Raw genomic sequence first — 17,859 nt, forward strand, 5'->3', positions numbered from 1 at the left:
TAAAATATTATAGAAGACCCATGAAAAAAATCAGAAAAGCAGTCTTTCCCGTCGCCGGCCTGGGCAGCCGTTTCTTGCCTGCGACCAAGGCGCAACCGAAGGAAATGCTGCCCATCGTCGACAAGCCGCTGATTCAGTACGCGGTGGAAGAAGCGGTGGCGGCGGGCATCACGGAAATGATTTTCATCACGGGTCGCAACAAGCGCGCCATCGAAGACCATTTCGATACTGCCTATGAGCTGGAATCGGAACTGGAAGCGGCTGGCAAGCGCCAGTTGCTCGACATGGTGCAAAACGTCATTCCCAAGCACATCAATTGCATTTACATCCGCCAGTCGGCGCCGCTGGGTTTGGGGCATGCCGTACTGTGCGCCCGTCCCGTGATTGGCGACGAGCCGTTTGCGGTCTTGCTGGCCGACGATTTCATGGATGTGGAAGAGGGCGTGCGCCCCGTGCTGGCGCAGATGACCGACGTCTTTCAGTATGAAAATTGCTCGTTGCTGGCCGTGCAGGATGTGCCGCGCGCGGAAACCAAGCAGTACGGTATTGTGTCGGCAAAGAATTATCAGCCCGACCTGGAGCTGGTCTCGGCCATCGTGGAAAAGCCTGCGCCAGAAGAGGCGCCATCGACCCTGGCCGTGGTGGGCCGTTATGTGTTGACCAGCCGTATCTTTAGCCACCTGGAAAATATCGGCACGGGCGCCGGCGGTGAAATCCAGTTGACGGACGGCATTGCTGCCCTGATGCGCGAAGAGCGCGTGCTGGCTTACCGTTACCAGGGGCAGCGTTATGATTGCGGCTCCAAGCTTGGTTATCTGAAGGCAACGACGGCGATGGGCATGAAACATCCGGAAACGGGCGCCGCCTTCCGCGCATACCTGCAAGAACTGCAATTGACACTGGAAGCAAAATGACGGTACGTGAAATTCTGAAGATGGGCGATCCGCGTCTGCTGCGCATGGCCGAGCCCGTGCGTGAGTTCGATACGCCCGAATTGCATGCCTTGATCACCGACATGTTCGACACCATGCATGCCGCCAATGGCGCAGGCCTGGCGGCGCCGCAGATCGGCGTCAACCTGCAACTGGTGATCTACGGCTTCAAGCAGAATCTGCGCTATCCCGACGCGCCGCAAGTGCCGGAAACCGTGTTGATCAACCCGGTGCTGACGCCGCTGTCGGAACGCAAGGAAGAGGGCTTTGAAGGCTGCCTGTCCGTGCCAGGCCTGCGCGGCAGCGTGCCGCGCTGGAGCGAGTTGCACTATGAAGGCGTGGACCAGTTCGGCCAGCCCATCAGCCGCGACTGCGACGGCTTCCATGCCCGCGTGGTGCAGCATGAAGTGGACCACCTGCACGGCATTTTGTATCCGATGCGTATCGTTGATTTCACGCAATTCGGCTATACGGAAGTCATGTTTCCCGAGTTGGACCCGAACGACGACGACTGATCGGCGCCTGAGAAAACGCCCATGGCGGCGTTGCCTTGCCTCGCCGTACTATTCGTACTGTCTTCGGCAAGGCGCCTTGCCCTGAACGTTTTTCAGGTGCCTCGCGACTTTGACTGTCAAACAAAAAATGGCCGCGCAGCATATGCTGGGCGGCCATTTTTCATGCGTGAAGCGAAGCTAGCGCACCTTGCGGCTGCTGCCCAGGTTGTCGAGCAAGGCTTTCAATTCATCCTGCATGGCATCCGTCAGGTTCAGGAAGCGGCAACCGATCTGCACTTGCTCGCCCAGCAGGAAAGAGCGGAAGGTGCGCGACAGGCGGATTTCCAGGTCGGCGATCATGACCTTGTCCGGTCCCAGCTCCAGGCGCACGCGCGACAGCTTGCGCCCCACGTACAGGCCGACCGTATCGCGCGGGTGGGCGCGCATGCCGATGCCGCCGGCAGAGAAATCATACAGCTGCAGTTCATACGGGCGCCCCTCCAGCACGAAGGCGGCCAGGTAGTACACACCCAGCGGTGTTTCCAGGCGCGTCGATTCGCGCCGTTCCAGTACCAGGCAATGGCTGGGGAAGTTCGTCAGGTAGACGTTTGGCCGCTCGGGATAGGCTTCCCATTCGCCATTGATGGTAAATTGCAGCTTGGCGCTTTGCACCCACGACACAAACGTGGCGCCGCCTTCGGGCAGGGCGGCACCTTCATTGAGTTCCAGTACGAATTGCGGCAAGTCGTCGTCGACCGACAATATGCGCGCCATGATGACGTCTTCGCCGCCCGTCGGATAGATGGAAATGGCGTCGCCGTTATCAGCCAGGCTGCACAGGGTTTCGCCGATATCCCACGGATCGCTCATATGGTGCGGCTTGGTGCCTGGCTCCATCGGCTCGGCCACGTCGGCCAGGCTGGGCGCGCCTTTGCGCAGGGGATTGGGGATGGGATCGTTCACGACAGCGTATCTCTTTTGTTCTAATGGGGAATAGTGTATAGGTTTAAGGCAATATTTACTAAGTAAATCACAATGATTAATTTTATATCACTATATTCGCTTAGATAGCATGGCATGCCGGGACGCATGCCATCTTGATGCCGTCGCTTAAAACTGTTCGTCCGCGCTCAGGTAGCGCCATTGGCCCGTCGGCAAGTCACCCAGCTTGACCTTGCCGATGCGCACACGTTTCAGGCCCAGCACTTTCAGGCCGACGGCTTCGCACATGCGGCGGATCTGGCGTTTCTTGCCTTCGCGCAAGGTAAAGCTCAGCTGGTCTTCATTTTGCCAGCGCACCTTGGCCGGCAGCAGCGGCTTGCCGTCGAGCCACAGGCCGTGGTTGAGCTTTTTCAGCTCGCTGTCGGGCAGGGTGTCGCCCTTGGTGTAGCTCACGCGCACCAGGTATTCCTTGTCGATATCGGTATCGTGGCCGATCAGCTGCTTGGCCACGCGCCCGTCCTGCGTCAAGACCAGCAAGCCGACGGAATCGATGTCCAGGCGCCCGGCAGCCACCAGGCTGCGCAGCTGTGTCGGGTGGAACTGTTCCGGGCTGCGGTCTTCCGCCCAGCGGTTTTCCGCCTTGATCAGGGCCACGGCCGGCGTGTAGCCATCTTCGGCCTGGCCGCTGACATAGCCCATCGGCTTGTTGATCAGGACGGTAACGCGTTTCGACTGCTCGGCCGCCGCCTGCCGTTCGACGGTGACGCGCTGGCTGGGGGTGACTTTGCTGCCCAGCTCGGACACCACCTTGCCATCTACGCGGACCCAGCCGCGCGCGATCCATTCATCGGCTTCACGGCGCGAGCACAGGCCCAGTTCGGACATGCGTTTGGACAAGCGTAATAATTCTTCGGTCATGTTGTTTCAGTTTCAGTAAGGGTAGGCGTTGCGCGGAGGTCATTACACTTTCAGCGCATCGAGTAAATCGGTTTCCAGCAATATCTGGTTGCGGGCATTGTTGAGCGCGGGGCCGTCGACGAGGAAGACGTCTTCGACCCGCTCGCCCAGGGTCATGATCTTGGCCGTGTGCAAGTTGATGCGGTACTTGGTCAGCACATTGGCGATTGCATACAGCAGGCCCGTGCGGTCGTTGGCGGCCACCGACAGCAGGTAGTACTGGCCCCGTTCATCGGGCCGCAAATCCACCGTCGGCTGGAAGGGGAAGGTGCGCGACAGGCGCGACAGCCGCCCCTTGCCCGGCGGCGGCAGCGGCGTTTGCGACTGCAGCAGTTCGCCCAGCTCATGCTCGATCAGGCTGATGATGTCGCGGTAGCTCTTGGCAAAGTTCTGCTCGGTGACGAGAAAAGTATCGAGCGCATAACCATTCCTGGTCGTGTGGATCTTCGCGTCGAGGATGCTGAAATTCTTGCGGTCGAAATAGCTGCAGATGCGCGCGAACAGATCGGGCTGGTCGGGAATGTACACGGCCACCTGCAAGCCTTCGCCGATGGGCGCCAGCCGGCATTTTACCACCGGCAACTTGCTGTCGAGCTTGTCATACAGCGAGCGCGTCTGCCAGGCGATGTCGGAGGCGTCGTGGCGCAGGAAATACGCCACGTCCAGCTGCTGCCACAGTTTCAGGTGCGCGTCTGGCGGCAAACCGTACAGGCGCAGGGTGGCCAGCGCTTCCTGCTGGCGGTTCTTCAGCTCGCGGTCGGCCGTGTGCGGCTCGCCGCCCAGCACGCGCAAGGTGATTTTGTACAGGTCCTCCAGCAGCTTGCCCTTCCAGGCATTCCACACTTTCGGGCTGGTGCCGCGGATGTCGGCCACCGTCAGCAGGTACAGGCCCGTCAGGTGGCGCTCGTCCTTGACCACTTTCGCAAAGGCGGCGATGACGTCCGGATCGGACAGGTCCTGCTTTTGCGCCACTTGCGACATGGTCAGGTGATTTTCCACCAGGAAAGCGATGAGTTCCGTATCCTCGGCCGACAGGCCGTGCTCCTGGCAGAACTGGGTGGCGTCGGCCACGCCCAGCTTCGAGTGGTCGCCGCCGCGGCCCTTGGCGATGTCGTGGAACAGGGCCGCCACGTACAACAGCCACGATTGCGAGAAATCGGCCATCAGCTGGCTGCAGAACGGGTATTCGTGCGCGTGTTCGCTCATGGTGAAGCGGCGCATGTTGCGCACCACCATCAAAATGTGCTGGTCTACCGTGTACACGTGGAACAGGTCATGCTGCATCTGGCCCACGATGCGGCGGAAGTTCGGCAGGTAGCGCCCCAGGATGCTCATCTCGTTCATGCGCCGCAGCGCGTGGATGATGCCCACGGGCGCCCGCATGATGCGCAGGAAGAGGGCGCGGTTGACGGGGTCCTGGCGGAAGGGCGCGTCGATCTTGAAGCGCGCGTGCCACAGGGCCCGCGTGGCGCGCGACGTCATGCCCTTCAGGGCCGGGCGCTCCGTCATCAGCACGAAAATTTCCAGCATGGCGGACGGGTATTGCTCGAACGTATCGTCGGCGCTGATATCGATCAGGCTGTTGACTTCATTGAAGCGTTCGTTGATGGGCACGGCCACATCGTCTTGTGGAAACAGCCGTGCCTCGATATTTTGCAGCAGAATCGTGTTGAGCTGGGTCACCGTCTTGGCGGCCCAGTAGTAGCGCTGCATGAGGAACTCGCTGGCGCGGCGCATGTTTGGCCCGCTGCCCGTGGCCTGCAGGCCCAGCGATTCGGCGATCGCCGTCTGCACGTCGAACACAAGGCGGTCTTCGCGCCGGCCCGCATGCAGGTGCAGGCGCACGCGGATATCCTTGAAGGCGCGCTCCTTTTCCATCAACTGGCGCGCTTCCGTCAGGGTGATCAGGCCGCCTGTGGCGAGGGTGCGCCAGGAATTGGCCAGGCCGGCCGCCTTGGCCACCCACAGGATGACCTGCAGGTCGCGCAAGCCGCCCGGGCTTTCCTTGCAATTCGGTTCCAGGCTGAAGGCCGTGTCTTCGTATTTCGCATGGCGCTGGCGCATTTCCGCCGTTTTCGCCTGGAAAAACGCCTGCGGGTCCATTGCCGCCTCGTAGCGCTGCTGCAATTGCGCGAACAAGTCCGCGTTGCCGCACACGAGGCGCGCTTCGAGCAGGCTGGTTTGCACGGTGATGTCGGCTTTCGATTCGACCAGGCATTCCTCGACCGTGCGAATGCTGTGGCCAATTTCCAGACCCAGGTCCCACAGCAGTTGCACCAGCTCCTCGAGTTTTTCCTGCGTCGCCGCGTCGGGCGCCTGCTGCAGCAGGATCAGCAGGTCGACGTCGGAATACGGAAACAGTTCGCCGCGGCCGTAGCCGCCCACGCCCACCAGGGCCGTGCCGGGCGGCAGTCCCGCTTCCTGCCAGGCGCGCGCCAGCACCCCATCGACGCTGTGGCGTAGGCTGCGCAGCAGTTTTTCAGGCTTGCCGTCGGCCTGGAAGGCCGCAATGACGACCTGGCGGTCGGCTTTCAGTTGCTGTTTCAGCTGTTCCCGAACTTGCTTTTTCATCTGGGCCCTGGGGTGGCGGTGCGTTTGGCTGGCTGGATGGCGGGATCAGGCTTTGTTCGTGATGAAGTCCGGCGGTGGCGGCATGCCGGGCGAGACGGTCAGTACTTCATAACCGGTTTCCGTCACCAGCACCGTGTGTTCCCATTGCGCCGAGTGGCTGCGATCCTTGGTCTTGATGGTCCAGCCATCGTTCATTTCGCGGATCTCGCGGCGGCCGGCGTTGATCATCGGCTCGACCGTGAAGATCATGCCCGCATCCAGGCGTTCCAGGGTGCCAGGTTTGCCGTAGTGCAACACCTGCGGCTCTTCATGGAACACCTTGCCGATGCCGTGGCCGCAGAATTCGCGCACCACGCTGTAGCCGGCTTTTTCCGCGTGCTGCTGGATGGCATGGCCGATATCGCCCAAGTGAGCGCCCGGCTTGATCTGGTCGATTCCCAGCCACATGCATTCATAGGTGATTTCCGACAGGCGCTTGGTCAGGATGGTGGGCGTGCCGACCAGGAACATGCGGCTGTTGTCGCCATGGTAGCCATCCTTGATGACGGTGATGTCGAGGTTGACGGTATCGCCGCTCTTGAGCACCTTGTCGCCCGGAATGCCATGGCAGATGACGTCGTTGACGGAGGTGCAGATGGCTTTCGGGTAGGGCGTGTAGCCGGGTGGGCAATAGTTCAGCGGAGCAGGAATGGTGCCCTGTACATTGACCATGTATTCGTGACACAGGCGGTCCAGTTCGCCGGTCGTGACGCCGACCTTGACGAAGGGCGTGATGTAATCGAGTACTTCGGCGCCGAGCTTGCCGGCAACGCGCATGCCTTCGATGTCGGCGGCGCTATTGATACGGATGGTGGGCATGATGTAATTCGCAATCTGCAAGATAGTCGGCTGAAAAGCACGGGTGAAAAGCACAGACGAGTCCTGCGGTACGGGGAAAAGTCTGCAAATATGTCGAAATTATAAACGAGGTGCCCTGAATCCGCCGCCTCCTTCCTATGGCCGGGCAGGGATTTGTGGGGAAATCGGGGTGAAGCGGCGACGCGACCACGCCCTGCACCAGCGTGGTGCATCGAGCGCCTCCGCAGTGCGGGCGATTTGCAGTGCGGACTTGATGTGGCGGTCATTTCGGTGTAGAATCCTGCGTTGCTTGAATTCTCTTTTGGGCAATGCAGTAAACAGCAGTAAAAGTGTCTTTAATTTATATAAACACGCGAATCCGGTCGACAAGGGTGCCTGTATGGTGACTGATCGGATTCCAGACCCAACCCTGGAGTTAATAATGTCCGTAACAATGCGCGAAATGCTGGAAGCCGGTGTCCACTTTGGTCACCAAACCCGTTTTTGGAATCCAAAAATGGCACCGTTCATCTTCGGCCATCGCAACAAGATCCACATCATCAACCTGGAAAAAACCATGGCGATGTATCAGGACGCAATGAAGCACGTGCGTCAACTGGCTGCAAACCGTGGCACCATCCTGATGGTTGGCACCAAGCGTCAAGCGCGCGAAATCATCGCCGCTGAAGCACAACGCGCTGGCGTGCCTTTCGTTGATCAACGTTGGTTGGGCGGCATGCTGACCAACTTCAAAACGATCAAAACCTCGATCAAGCGTCTGAAAGACATGGAAGTCATGGTTGAAGACGGTTCGATCGAGAAGCTGTCGAAAAAAGAAGCGCTGATGTTCTCGCGCGAAATGATCAAACTGCAAAAATCGATCGGCGGCATCAAGGACATGGGCGGCATTCCTGACGCAATCTTCGTTGTGGACGTCGGTTACCACAAAGGTGCGATCACCGAAGCAGCTAAACTGGGTATCCCGGTCATCGGCATTGTCGATACCAACCACTCCCCAGAAGGCGTGAACTTCGTGATCCCAGGTAACGATGACTCCTCGAAAGCCATCATGTTGTACGCTCGCGGTGTTGCTGATGCAATCATCGAAGGTCGTGCAGCTGCCGGTAACGAAGTTGTTGAAATGGTTAAAGCAGCCGCTGGCGACGAATTCGTCGAAGTGAACGAACAGGCTTAATGGCCAGGCTATCGCGAGATAGCCGTTTGTAAGCACAGCAGTAAGGGAAAAGGGGTGGCAGCAGCTCCCCCTTTTTTTTAACAAAAAAACGATAGGGACCGCTGGCGAGGCATGCATGCCCGGCCGCGACTATCGACTCACCGAATCAGGAGAAACACATGGCAGCGATTACAGCAGCGATGGTAGGCGAATTGCGCGGCAAAACCGACGCACCAATGATGGAATGCAAAAAAGCACTGACCGAAGCCGAAGGCGACATGGCGCGTGCGGAAGAGATCCTGCGCGTCAAGCTGGGCGGCAAGGCATCGAAAGCATCGGCACGCATTACCGCTGAAGGCGTCGTGGCAACCTACATCGCCAATGGCGTAGGCGCCCTGGTCGAAGTGAACTCGGAAACCGACTTCGTTGCGAAAAACGATGATTTCCTGGCACTGGCCAACAACGCTGCCCGTCTGGTAGCAGAACACAACCCGGCTGACGTAGCTGCCCTGCTGGCCCTGCCACTCGATGGCAAGACCCTGGACGACGTGCGCGCTGCCCTGATCGGCAAAATCGGCGAAAACATGACCATCCGCCGCTTCCAGCGTTTCGAAACCAGCAACAAGCTGGCGTCGTACCTGCACGGCGCGCGCATTGGCGTGATCGTCGAATTCGACGGCGCCGATGAGCAAGTAGGCAAAGACGTGGCCATGCACATCGCTGCCATGAAGCCAGTGTCGCTGTCTTCGAACGAAGTTCCTGCGGAACTGATCGAAAAAGAGCGTTCGGTTGCACAACTGAAAGCCGAAGAAGACGCAGTCAAAGCGGCCGCCGAAGGCAAGCCAGCGCAATCGCCGGAAATCCTGGCCAAGCGCCTGGAAGGTTCCGTACAGAAGTTCCTGAAAGAAGTTTCGCTGCTGAACCAGGCTTTCGTGAAAAACGACAAGCTGTCAGTTGAGCAAATGCTGAAGGCGGCTAACACCAGCGTCAAAGGTTTTGCCATGTACGTGGTAGGCGAGGGCATCGAGAAGAAGCAAGACGACTTCGCGGCAGAAGTCGCAGCACAGATGGCTGCCTCCCAGGGAGCGTAAGTAAAGCGGGCCGAGAGGCCCGTTTTTTTGGCCCGCCCGCACCTGTCGTGCCGGGCGGCGGCATGGGCAGCCCCGCGCGCCTATCCGGCGCTGCAAGGCGCTGCGCCATGTCATACTCGAATAACCTCATTTATGGAGCCCCAGCTCATGTCAAAACCAGCCTACAAGCGCGTCCTCCTCAAGTTGTCCGGCGAAGCCCTGATGGGCGATGATCCCTACGGCATCAACCGCGCCACGATCGAGCGCATGGTGGCCGATGTGGCCGAGGTGGCGAAGTTGGGTGTGGAACTGGCAATCGTGATTGGCGGCGGCAATATCTTCCGCGGCGTTGCGCCTGGCGCGCAAGGCATGGACCGTGCCACCGCCGACTACATGGGCATGCTTGCCACCGTGATGAATGCACTGGCCCTGGCCGATGCCATGCGCCACGTCGGCATCGTCGCGCGCGTCATGTCGGCCATCGGCATCGAGCAAGTTGTCGAGCCGTACGTTCGTCCGAAAGCCCTGCAATACCTGGAAGAAGGCAAAGTGGTCGTCTTCGCCGCCGGCACCGGCAATCCGTTCTTCACCACCGATACGGCAGCCGCCCTGCGCGGTTCCGAGATCAGTGCCGAGATCGTCCTGAAGGCCACCAAGGTCGACGGCGTCTACACGGCCGATCCGAAGAAGGATCCGAACGCGACCCTGTTCCACACGATTACCTTCGACGACGCCATCGCCAAGCACCTGCAAGTGATGGATGCCACCGCATTCGCCCTGTGCCGTGACCAGAAACTGCCGATCAAGGTGTTTTCGATCACGAAGCCAGGCGCGCTGATGCGCGTCATCATGGGTGAAGACGAAGGCACTTTGGTTCACGTCTAAATTAGTATTAGTAGTAATTTCAAGATTCATTATCATTAACAACGCCTGACAAAACCGTCGCGAGCGGAAGGAAGAGGTGGCCGAGAAGCGCAACCGTACCGAGGTACGGTGAGCATCGCAAGCCGCCTATGCCGACGCGCAGCAGGTTTTGACAGGCGCTACCACAGGAGAGCAGCATGTCCTTAGCTGACGTTAAAAAGAACACCCAGGAACGCATGACGAAGTCGCTGGAAACACTGCGGGCCGACTTGGCCAAAGTGCGTACCGGCCGCGCCCATACGGGTATCCTGGACCATGTGATGGTCGATTACTACGGTTCGCCGACGGCGCTGACCCAGGTCGCCAACGTGACCCTGATCGACGCGCGCACCATCGGTGTGCAGCCGTACGAAAAAAAGATGGCCAACACCATCGAAAAAGCCATCCGCGACGCCGACCTGGGCTTGAATCCCTCGGCGCAGGGCGACCTGATCCGCGTCCCGACGCCGCCGCTGACGGAAGAGCGTCGCAAGGAAATGGTCAAGCTGGTCAAGACCGAAGCGGAAGACGCGAAGATTGCCGTGCGTAACATTCGCCGCGATGCGAACGAGTCGCTGAAGAAACTGGTCAAGGAAAAAGCCTGCTCCGAGGACGATGAGCGCCGCTCGTCGGAAGAAGTGCAGAAGCTGACGGACAAGTTTATTGCCGACATCGACAAGATGGTGGTCGACAAAGAAAAAGAAGTGCTGACGGTCTAGTTTTCAGTCCTTTTGACGCTGCCCGGGAAAGCATGGCTTTTCCGGGCAGTGCTATTTGGCGCATAATAGTTATCTTTTATTTTTGGTGTTCGTGTTTTCATGATCTATTCGAGTTCGACAACGGCAGTACCTGAGGTGGGCACAGTGCCGCGCCATGTGGCAATCATTATGGATGGCAATGGCCGCTGGGCAACCAAGCGCTTCCTGCCCCGCGTGGCTGGCCACGTCAAGGGCGCTGACGCCGTGCGCGGTGTCGTCGAGACCTGCCTCGAACGGGGCGTCGAATATCTGACCCTGTTTGCTTTCAGCTCGGAAAACTGGCGCCGCCCGGAAGAAGAGGTGTCGATGCTGATGCGCCTGTTCGTCACCATGCTGGAACGCGAAGTGGTCAAGATGCATGCCAACGACATCCGCCTGAAAGTGGTGGGGGACCTGTCGCGCTTCAACGACCAGCTGCAAACCCTGATCGCCAATGCGGAACGCAAGACGGCGCGTAACACGCGTCTGACGGTGACGATCTGCGCGAATTACGGCGGCCGCTGGGACATCATGCAGGCAGTCAACAAAATGACGGTCGAGGCTGCCGCCAATGGCCAGCCTGCCGGACAGGCTTACACGGAAGAACAACTGGCGCCGCACCTGGCCATGGCCTATGCGCCCGAGCCTGACCTGTTCATCCGCACGGGCGGCGAGCAGCGCATTTCCAATTTCCTGCTGTGGCAACTGGCGTACACTGAGCTGTTTTTTACCGAGACTTTCTGGCCCGACTTCAATGACGAGTGCCTCGACGCGGCAATCGCGTCTTACCAGCAGCGCGAACGGCGCTTTGGCCGTACCAGCGCGCAATTAACTGAAAAGACAAACTGATGCTGAAAACACGGATAATCACCGCCCTGGTCCTCTTGGCGGTCTTGCTGCCGGTTCTGTATCTGAATTATTTCCCCGCCTTCGCCGTGATCGCCACGGCGTTCTTCGGCGCCGCCGTCTGGGAAAGCTTCCGCATTTTTAAAAATCGCCAGGCGCTGCTGATTGCTGCCGTCTGGACTGCCGCCTTCGCGTATACGTTTTTTGTCGGTAACGGCATGGCGCAGCTCAATTTCTGGTTTGCCCTGTGCGTGGCCATCTGGCTGATCCGTTTCGTACCCTCGCTGGCGACGGGCTTGCCTCCCACCGAAGGCCTGGGCAATACCTTGCTCAGCCTGGTGTACCCGGTGACCATCGTCGGTTGCTTCGTCGCCATCATCGCCTTGTTCCTGCATAGCCCTTTGTTCCTGCTGTCCGTCATGGCGCTGGTATGGATCGCCGATATCGGCGCATATTTCTCAGGCAAGGCTTTCGGCAAGCGCAAGCTGGCGCCAAGTATTTCCCCTGGGAAATCCTGGGAAGGTGCCATCGGCGGCGGGATTGCCGTGCTGCTCATCGCCGCCATCACCATCGTTGCCGCGCCATCGCTGCCGGTCCTGCAAGACACCTTCGCCGTGCAGCTGCAATTGCGCCGCGGCTGGCTGGTGGCCTTGCCGGTGCTGCTGCTGATCGTCGCTGCCAGCATCGTCGGCGACCTGTTCGAATCCCAGCTGAAGCGCCGCGCCGGCATCAAGGACAGCAGCAAGCTGCTGCCCGGCCATGGCGGTGTACTCGACCGTATCGACGCGCTGATTCCGGTCCTGCCATTTGCCGCCCTCGTGGCCAGCTGGCTTTAAGGAAACTCATGCAATACATCACCATCCTTGGCGCGACCGGCTCGATCGGCGTGTCCACCCTGGACGTGCTCGCGCGTCATCCCGAGCAATACAGCGTGTATGCGTTGAGCGCGCATAGCCGCGTGGCCGAACTGGCCGCGCAGTGCTTGCAGTTCCGTCCACAGCGCGCCGTCGTCGGCACGGCAGATGCCGCCCTTGAACTGACGCGTTTGCTGCGCGGGCAGGGCGTCGATACGCAAGTCGAGTACGGCGTGGAGGCCCTGTGCGCCATCGCCAGCACGCCGCAAGTGACGGGCGTGATGGCGGCCATCGTCGGCGCGGCCGGCCTGGCGCCCACCCTGGCGGCGGCGCGTGCCGGCAAGAAAGTATTGCTGGCCAATAAAGAAGCGCTGGTCATGTCCGGCCAGCTGTTCATCGATGCCGTGCACGATAACGGCGCCGTGCTGCTGCCCATCGACAGCGAGCATAATGCGATCTTCCAATGCATGCCGCATGCCCATGGCCGCACGCCAGGCGCGGCAGGCGTGGCGAAAATCGTGCTGACGGCTTCCGGCGGCCCTTTCCTCACGCGTGACGTCGAGACGCTCGATACGGTCACGCCGGAGCAGGCGTGCAAGCATCCGACCTGGGCCATGGGACGCAAGATTTCCGTCGATTCGGCCACCATGATGAACAAGGGCCTCGAAGTGATCGAGGCGCACTGGCTGTTCGGCGCGCCGGCCGAGCAGATCGAAGTGCTGATTCATCCGCAAAGCGTGATTCATTCGATGGTGTCGTATATCGACGGTTCCGTGCTGGCCCAGCTGGGTAACCCGGACATGCGCACGCCGATCGCGCATGCGCTGGCCTATCCGCAGCGTATCGCTTCCGGCGTGGCGCAGCTTGATCTGGCGCAAGTGGCCACCCTGCAGTTCGAACGTCCCGATTTCCGTCGTTTCCCCTGTCTGGCGCTGGCGTTTGACGCCTTGCGCGCGGGCGGCACGGCGCCGGCCTTGCTGAACGCGGCCAATGAAGTGGCCGTGCAAGCCTTCCTCGACGAGCAGATCGGCTTCCGCCAGATCGACCGCGTCATCGCGCATGTGATCGAGACGGTGCCGCATGGCGCCGCCTCCAGCATCGAGGTCGTGATGGAGCAGGATCGCCTGGCCCGCGTGGCCGCGCACGCGTATATCGCCCAAAGGCTGGCCGCATGACGCTGATTACCACCTTGCTGGCCTTTATCGTCGCGCTCGGTTCCCTGATTACCCTGCACGAGCTGGGGCACTATCTGGTGGCGCGCTGGTGTGGCGTGAAAGTGCTGCGCTTCTCGATTGGCATGGGAAAAGTGGTGTATTCGCGCAAGTTTGGCAAGGACCAGACGGAATGGGCGATTTCCGCGCTGCCGCTGGGTGGCTATGTCAGCATGCTCGACAGCCGTGCGCAAGACCTCAGCGATTTGCCGGAAAGCGAATTGCGCCGTGAATTCACGCGCCAGAGCGTGTGGCGCCGCATTGCCATCGTGGCCGCCGGCCCGCTGGCCAATTTCCTCGTCGCCATCGTGCTGTACGCGGGTCTGTTCATGCATGGCATCGAAGAGCCGTCGAGCAAGCTCGGTCCTGTGGCCGAGCAGACGGCAGCCTTTGCGGCCGGCTTGCGCAGCGGCGATACGGTTGAAACGGTGAATGGCAAGACCGTGGCCAGCTGGTCCGAGCTGCGCTGGGAACTGATCCAGGCCACCCTCGACAAGCAGCCGGCGCGCATCGAAGTGCGCCGTCCCGACCGTGGCCAGCAGGAAGCGACCTTGCCGACGGCCAGCCTGACGGAAACCGACCTGGAAGGCGACGTGCTGGGCAAGCTGGGCCTGACCCTGGCCCGTTCCGCGCCCACCCTGATGGAAATCATGCCTGGTGGCGCCGCCGCGCGCGCCGGCCTGCAGAAAAACGACCAGATTCTGGCCATCGACGAGCAGCCCGTGCACGATGTGGCGGCCGTCATCGCCACCCTGAGCCAGGCGCCTGGCCGGACCTTGCAATTGCAACTCTTGCGCCAAGGCCAGGACCTGACCTTGCACATTACGCCGGACGCCGTGCCGGGCGCCGGGACAGAGGGAGCTGTAACAGTTGGTAAGATCCAGGCAAAGCTGGGGCAGGTGCCGGATATGATCACCGTGGCCTCCGGACCGTTCTCTGCCGTGGGCAAGGCGTCGGCCAAGGTCTGGGATACCAGTGTCATGAGCCTGAAAATGCTGGGTAAAATGATCACCGGCCAGGTTTCGCTGAAGAATGTGACGGGGCCCATTACCATCGCCGATTACGCGGGCCAGACGGCGCGCATCGGCCTGGTAAGCTACCTGAGCTTCATCGCCTTCATCAGTATCAGTCTGGGCGTGATGAATTTGCTACCCATTCCTGTTCTGGATGGCGGGCATTTGCTGTATTATTCGCTGGAAGTTTTGACCGGACGCCCCTTGCCGGAGCGCGTAGGCGAGATTGCCCAGCGCCTGGGGATCGGTTTGTTACTGACCTTGATGGTGCTTGCCGTCTTTAATGACGTGTTGCGATTGCTTAATTAGGGCGGTGGTTGATGCCATTGCGTGAGTCGCACAAGCAATCTTTTGTGTATGTTGTCCATTGATTTACCCATTGAATAACCCCAATGAAATTACATTCTGCTCGTTTTGCCTTGCCTTCCTTTCGTCGCAGCCTGATCGGCGCCGCCGTCATGGCCTTGTGTGCCGGCCATGCGCTGGCCGTCCAGCCATTTACTGTCAAGGATATCCGGGTCGAAGGGATCCAGCGTACCGAAGCGGGTACTGTTTTCAGCTACCTGCCAGTGCGCGTCGGCGAAACGTTCTCCGACGAGAAGAGTATCGCCGCCATCAAAGCCCTGTACGCGACGGGTTTTTTCAAGGACGTGCGCCTGGAAGTCGATGGCGACGTGCTGGTGGTGCTGGTCGAGGAGCGCCCGGCTATCGCTGCCGTGGAATTCACCGGCACCAAGGAATTTGAGAAAGATGTGCTGGTCAAGGCATTGAAGGAAATCGGCGTGGGCGAAGCCAAGATTTTCGATAAGGCTTCGGTCGACCGCGCGGAACAGGAGCTCAAGCGCCAGTACCTGTCGCATGGCCTGTACGGCGTGAAGATCACCACCACCGTCACGCCGATCGAGCGTAACCGCGTCAACGTGGTGTTCGCCGTCGACGAGGGCGACGTGGCCCGCATCAAGCAGATCAACATCGTCGGCAACAAGGCCTTCAGCGACAAGGAACTGCGCGAACAACTGGCCCTGAACACGGGCGGCTGGTTCAGCTGGTACACCAAAGCCGATCAGTATTCGAAGACCAAGCTGACGGGCGACATCGAGTCGCTCAAGTCCTACTACCTGGACCGCGGCTATATCGAGATGCAGGTCGACTCCACGCAAGTGTCGATCACGCCCGATAAAAAAGACATCTACCTGACGATCAATATCACCGAAGGTGAAAAGTACAAGATCGCCGGCACCAAGTTCGAAGGCGAGATGTTCGGCCGCGAAGAAGAGCTGAAAGCCCTGAACCTGATGCGTGAAGGCGAGATTTACTCGGGCGCGCGCCTGACGGCCACGAATAAACGCATCCAGGACCGCCTGGCCACGTTCGGCTATGCCTTTGCCAACGTCAATGCCAATCCGGAAATCAACCGTGAAAAGCATGAAGTAGGTTTTACTTTCTTCATCGATCCGGGCAAGCGCGTGTACGTGCGCCACATGAATATCGCCGGCAACACCACCACGCGCGATGAAGTCATCCGCCGCGAATTCCGCCAGTTCGAATCGTCCTGGTATGACAGCAACAAGATCAAACTGTCGCGCGACCGCGTCGACCGCCTGGGCTACTTCAAGGATGTGACCATCGACACGCCGGAAGCGCAGGGCTCAACCGACCAGGTCGACGTCAACGTGACGGTGGTGGAAAAACCAACGGGTAACTTCCTGATCGGTGGCGCCTTCTCGCAATCGGAGAAGTTCACCCTGTCGGCATCGATTTCGCAGGCCAACTTCGCCGGTAGCGGCAACACGGTCGGCATCGAACTCAATACCAGTCATTACAGCCGCACGATTGCGTTTTCGCAAACCAATCCGTACTTTACGGACGATGGCATTTCGCGCAGCTTTGAAGTTTACCTGCGTACGACGGAACCGCCGGCGCTGAACATCGGCAGCTACAAGATCAAGCAAACCGGTGGTCGTGTCAGTTTCGGCGTGCCGTTCTCGGAAGTCGACACCGTCTTCTTCGGTATCGGCGCCGAGCGCTCGCGCATCGAAACTGACATCACCAGCCCGGTCCGCTTCAAGCAGTACGTGATCGACAATGGCGGCCCGTCGGACGGTATCGGTTCGGCCACGACGAACTCCATCCCGCTGACGGCGGCATGGCAACGCGACAGCCGCGACAGCGCCCTGACGCCATCGATCGGCCGCTACCAGCGCGTCAACCTGGAGGCTGACCTGATCGGCGACCAGAAATACTTCCGTGCCATCTATGAGCACCAGTATTTCCGTCCGCTGTTCAGCAAGGTCACCCTGGCGCTCAAGGGCGAGCTTGATTACGGCCACGGCATCGGCAATCACGTGTATCCGGTCTTCAAGAACTTCTACGGCGGCGGCATCGGTTCGGTGCGCGGCTACCTGAGTTCCTCGCTGGGCGCGGTCGAGCCGAGCACCAACGATGCATTGGGCGGCGCTTCGCGCCTGATCGGTAACGCCGAACTGCAGATGCCATTCCCCGGTTCGGGCAATGACCGCAGCTTGCGCTGGTTCGGTTTCCTTGACGGCGGCCAGGTCTACCAGGAAGGCGAAAAAATGCGGATCTCGCAATTGCGCTATTCTGCTGGCTTGGGCATCAGCTGGATTTCGCCGGTGGGCCCGCTCAAGCTGAGCTATGCCAAGCCGCTGAACGCCAAGCCGACGGACCGCCTGGAGCGCTTCCAGTTCCAGATGGGCACCGGTTTCTAACCGGCCATCTGAACCGGGGCGACAGCTTTCACCTTTTGACCATGGAGTATCATGAACACCGCATCCGCTACCCTGCCCAAGTCCCTTGCCGTGATTGCATTGTGCTGGAGTTCGCTGTTGCCGGTGCAGGCGCAGGCTCAGGATTCGAAGATCGCCTGGATCAGCAGCGAACGTATTTATAACGAATCGAGGCTGGCCAAGGCGGCCAGCGCCAAGCTGGCCGAAGAGTTCCGCTCGCGCGAAAAAGCCGTGCAGGAATTGGCCAGCCGCTTCAAGGTGGCCAATGAAGCACTGGAAAAGGACATGCCTACCCTGAGCGAGGCCGAGCGCGCCAAGCGCCAGCGCGAGTTTTTCGAGCTGGACAAGGAGCTGCAACGCCGTCAGCGCGAATTTCGCGAAGACTTGAGCCAGCGCACGAACGAAGAGCGCAGCGCCATCGCGGAAAAAGCCAACACCATCATCCAGCAGATGGCGCATATCGAAGGATATGACATCGTGCTGCAGGAAGCCCTGTGGGCCAGCCCGCGCATCGACATTACCGACAAGGTCTTGAAGGCGCTGGACAAGTAACAGTAACAAAATAAGGGTA

The 17,859-nt window shown here is 59.9% G+C and carries 16 protein-coding genes; 12 read left to right on the plus strand and 4 right to left on the minus strand.

The genetic code is table 11. The features are described from left to right. Positions 1-20: 20 nt before the first annotated feature. Together galU and def are read left to right on the plus strand one after the other, a co-directional pair. Positions 21-914 (plus strand): UTP--glucose-1-phosphate uridylyltransferase GalU, encoded by an 894-nt coding sequence (gene galU / locus ACQ4W0_RS17015; protein ID WP_436577809.1) that lies wholly within the window; start codon positions 21-23, stop codon positions 912-914. Next, positions 911-1,447 carry a peptide deformylase gene (gene def, locus ACQ4W0_RS17020; protein WP_436577810.1) on the plus strand — a complete coding sequence of 179 codons (537 nt, stop codon included), beginning with the start codon at positions 911-913 and terminating at the stop codon, positions 1,445-1,447. The genes galU and def overlap by 4 nt, the downstream gene beginning before the upstream one ends. Before the next feature lie 177 nt (positions 1,448-1,624). Here def and ACQ4W0_RS17025 read toward each other — a convergent pair whose 3' ends face one another. From ACQ4W0_RS17025 to map, 4 genes are all read right to left on the minus strand, one after another. Further along, positions 1,625-2,389: a flagellar brake protein gene (locus ACQ4W0_RS17025; RefSeq protein WP_436577811.1), complete on the minus strand. Its 765-nt coding sequence runs from the start codon at positions 2,387-2,389 to the stop codon at positions 1,625-1,627. Between the two features lie 147 nt (positions 2,390-2,536). Beyond that, positions 2,537-3,286 carry a pseudouridine synthase gene (locus tag ACQ4W0_RS17030; protein ID WP_436525271.1) on the minus strand — a complete coding sequence of 250 codons (750 nt, stop codon included), beginning with the start codon at positions 3,284-3,286 and terminating at the stop codon, positions 2,537-2,539. 42 nt (positions 3,287-3,328) lie between these two features. Continuing rightward, positions 3,329-5,896: a [protein-PII] uridylyltransferase gene (locus tag ACQ4W0_RS17035; protein WP_436577812.1), complete on the minus strand. Its 2,568-nt coding sequence runs from the start codon at positions 5,894-5,896 to the stop codon at positions 3,329-3,331. A gap of 45 nt (positions 5,897-5,941) precedes the next feature. Further along, positions 5,942-6,754, minus strand: coding sequence for a type I methionyl aminopeptidase (map, locus tag ACQ4W0_RS17040; protein ID WP_436577813.1), 813 nt, complete (start codon positions 6,752-6,754; stop codon positions 5,942-5,944). Between the two features lie 421 nt (positions 6,755-7,175). Here map and rpsB point away from each other — a divergent pair, with 421 nt between their 5' ends. The 10 genes from rpsB (at position 7,176) to ACQ4W0_RS17090 (ending at position 17,840) form a co-directional block, all read left to right on the plus strand. After that, entirely contained in the window at positions 7,176-7,928 is a 753-nt protein-coding gene (rpsB, locus tag ACQ4W0_RS17045) for a 30S ribosomal protein S2 (protein WP_219135456.1), read from the plus strand. Positions 7,929-8,086: 158 nt separating this feature from the next. After that, positions 8,087-8,998 (plus strand): translation elongation factor Ts, encoded by a 912-nt coding sequence (tsf, locus tag ACQ4W0_RS17050; RefSeq protein ID WP_436577814.1) that lies wholly within the window; start codon positions 8,087-8,089, stop codon positions 8,996-8,998. Between the two features lie 147 nt (positions 8,999-9,145). Beyond that, positions 9,146-9,862 carry a UMP kinase gene (gene pyrH, locus ACQ4W0_RS17055; RefSeq protein ID WP_071077758.1) on the plus strand — a complete coding sequence of 239 codons (717 nt, stop codon included), beginning with the start codon at positions 9,146-9,148 and terminating at the stop codon, positions 9,860-9,862. Between the two features lie 176 nt (positions 9,863-10,038). After that, positions 10,039-10,599 (plus strand): ribosome recycling factor, encoded by a 561-nt coding sequence (gene frr, locus ACQ4W0_RS17060; protein WP_102122155.1) that lies wholly within the window; start codon positions 10,039-10,041, stop codon positions 10,597-10,599. 99 nt (positions 10,600-10,698) lie between these two features. Then, positions 10,699-11,466, plus strand: coding sequence for a polyprenyl diphosphate synthase (uppS, locus tag ACQ4W0_RS17065; protein WP_426072878.1), 768 nt, complete (start codon positions 10,699-10,701; stop codon positions 11,464-11,466). Then, positions 11,466-12,299: a phosphatidate cytidylyltransferase gene (locus ACQ4W0_RS17070; protein WP_436577815.1), complete on the plus strand. Its 834-nt coding sequence runs from the start codon at positions 11,466-11,468 to the stop codon at positions 12,297-12,299. Before uppS ends, ACQ4W0_RS17070 begins: the two co-directional genes overlap by 1 nt. An 8-nt stretch (positions 12,300-12,307) precedes the next feature. Next, positions 12,308-13,492, plus strand: a complete 1,185-nt coding sequence (gene ispC, locus ACQ4W0_RS17075) for a 1-deoxy-D-xylulose-5-phosphate reductoisomerase (RefSeq protein WP_436577816.1) — start codon at positions 12,308-12,310, stop codon at positions 13,490-13,492. Beyond that, positions 13,489-14,850 carry an RIP metalloprotease RseP gene (gene rseP, locus ACQ4W0_RS17080; protein WP_436577817.1) on the plus strand — a complete coding sequence of 454 codons (1,362 nt, stop codon included), beginning with the start codon at positions 13,489-13,491 and terminating at the stop codon, positions 14,848-14,850. The genes ispC and rseP overlap by 4 nt, the downstream gene beginning before the upstream one ends. Positions 14,851-14,933: 83 nt before the next feature. Continuing rightward, on the plus strand, positions 14,934-17,270 hold the full coding sequence (gene bamA, locus ACQ4W0_RS17085) for an outer membrane protein assembly factor BamA (protein WP_436577818.1): 2,337 nt from the start codon (positions 14,934-14,936) through the stop codon (positions 17,268-17,270). Positions 17,271-17,321: 51 nt separating this feature from the next. Then, a complete protein-coding gene (locus ACQ4W0_RS17090) occupies positions 17,322-17,840 on the plus strand; it encodes an OmpH/Skp family outer membrane protein (RefSeq protein WP_102122149.1) in 519 nt (172 codons plus the stop codon). The last annotated feature ends 19 nt before the right edge of the window (positions 17,841-17,859 follow it).

The sequence above is a fragment of the Janthinobacterium breve genome, assembly GCF_051380895.1.
In the GTDB taxonomy this organism is placed as follows: Bacteria; Pseudomonadota; Gammaproteobacteria; order Burkholderiales; family Burkholderiaceae_D; genus Janthinobacterium.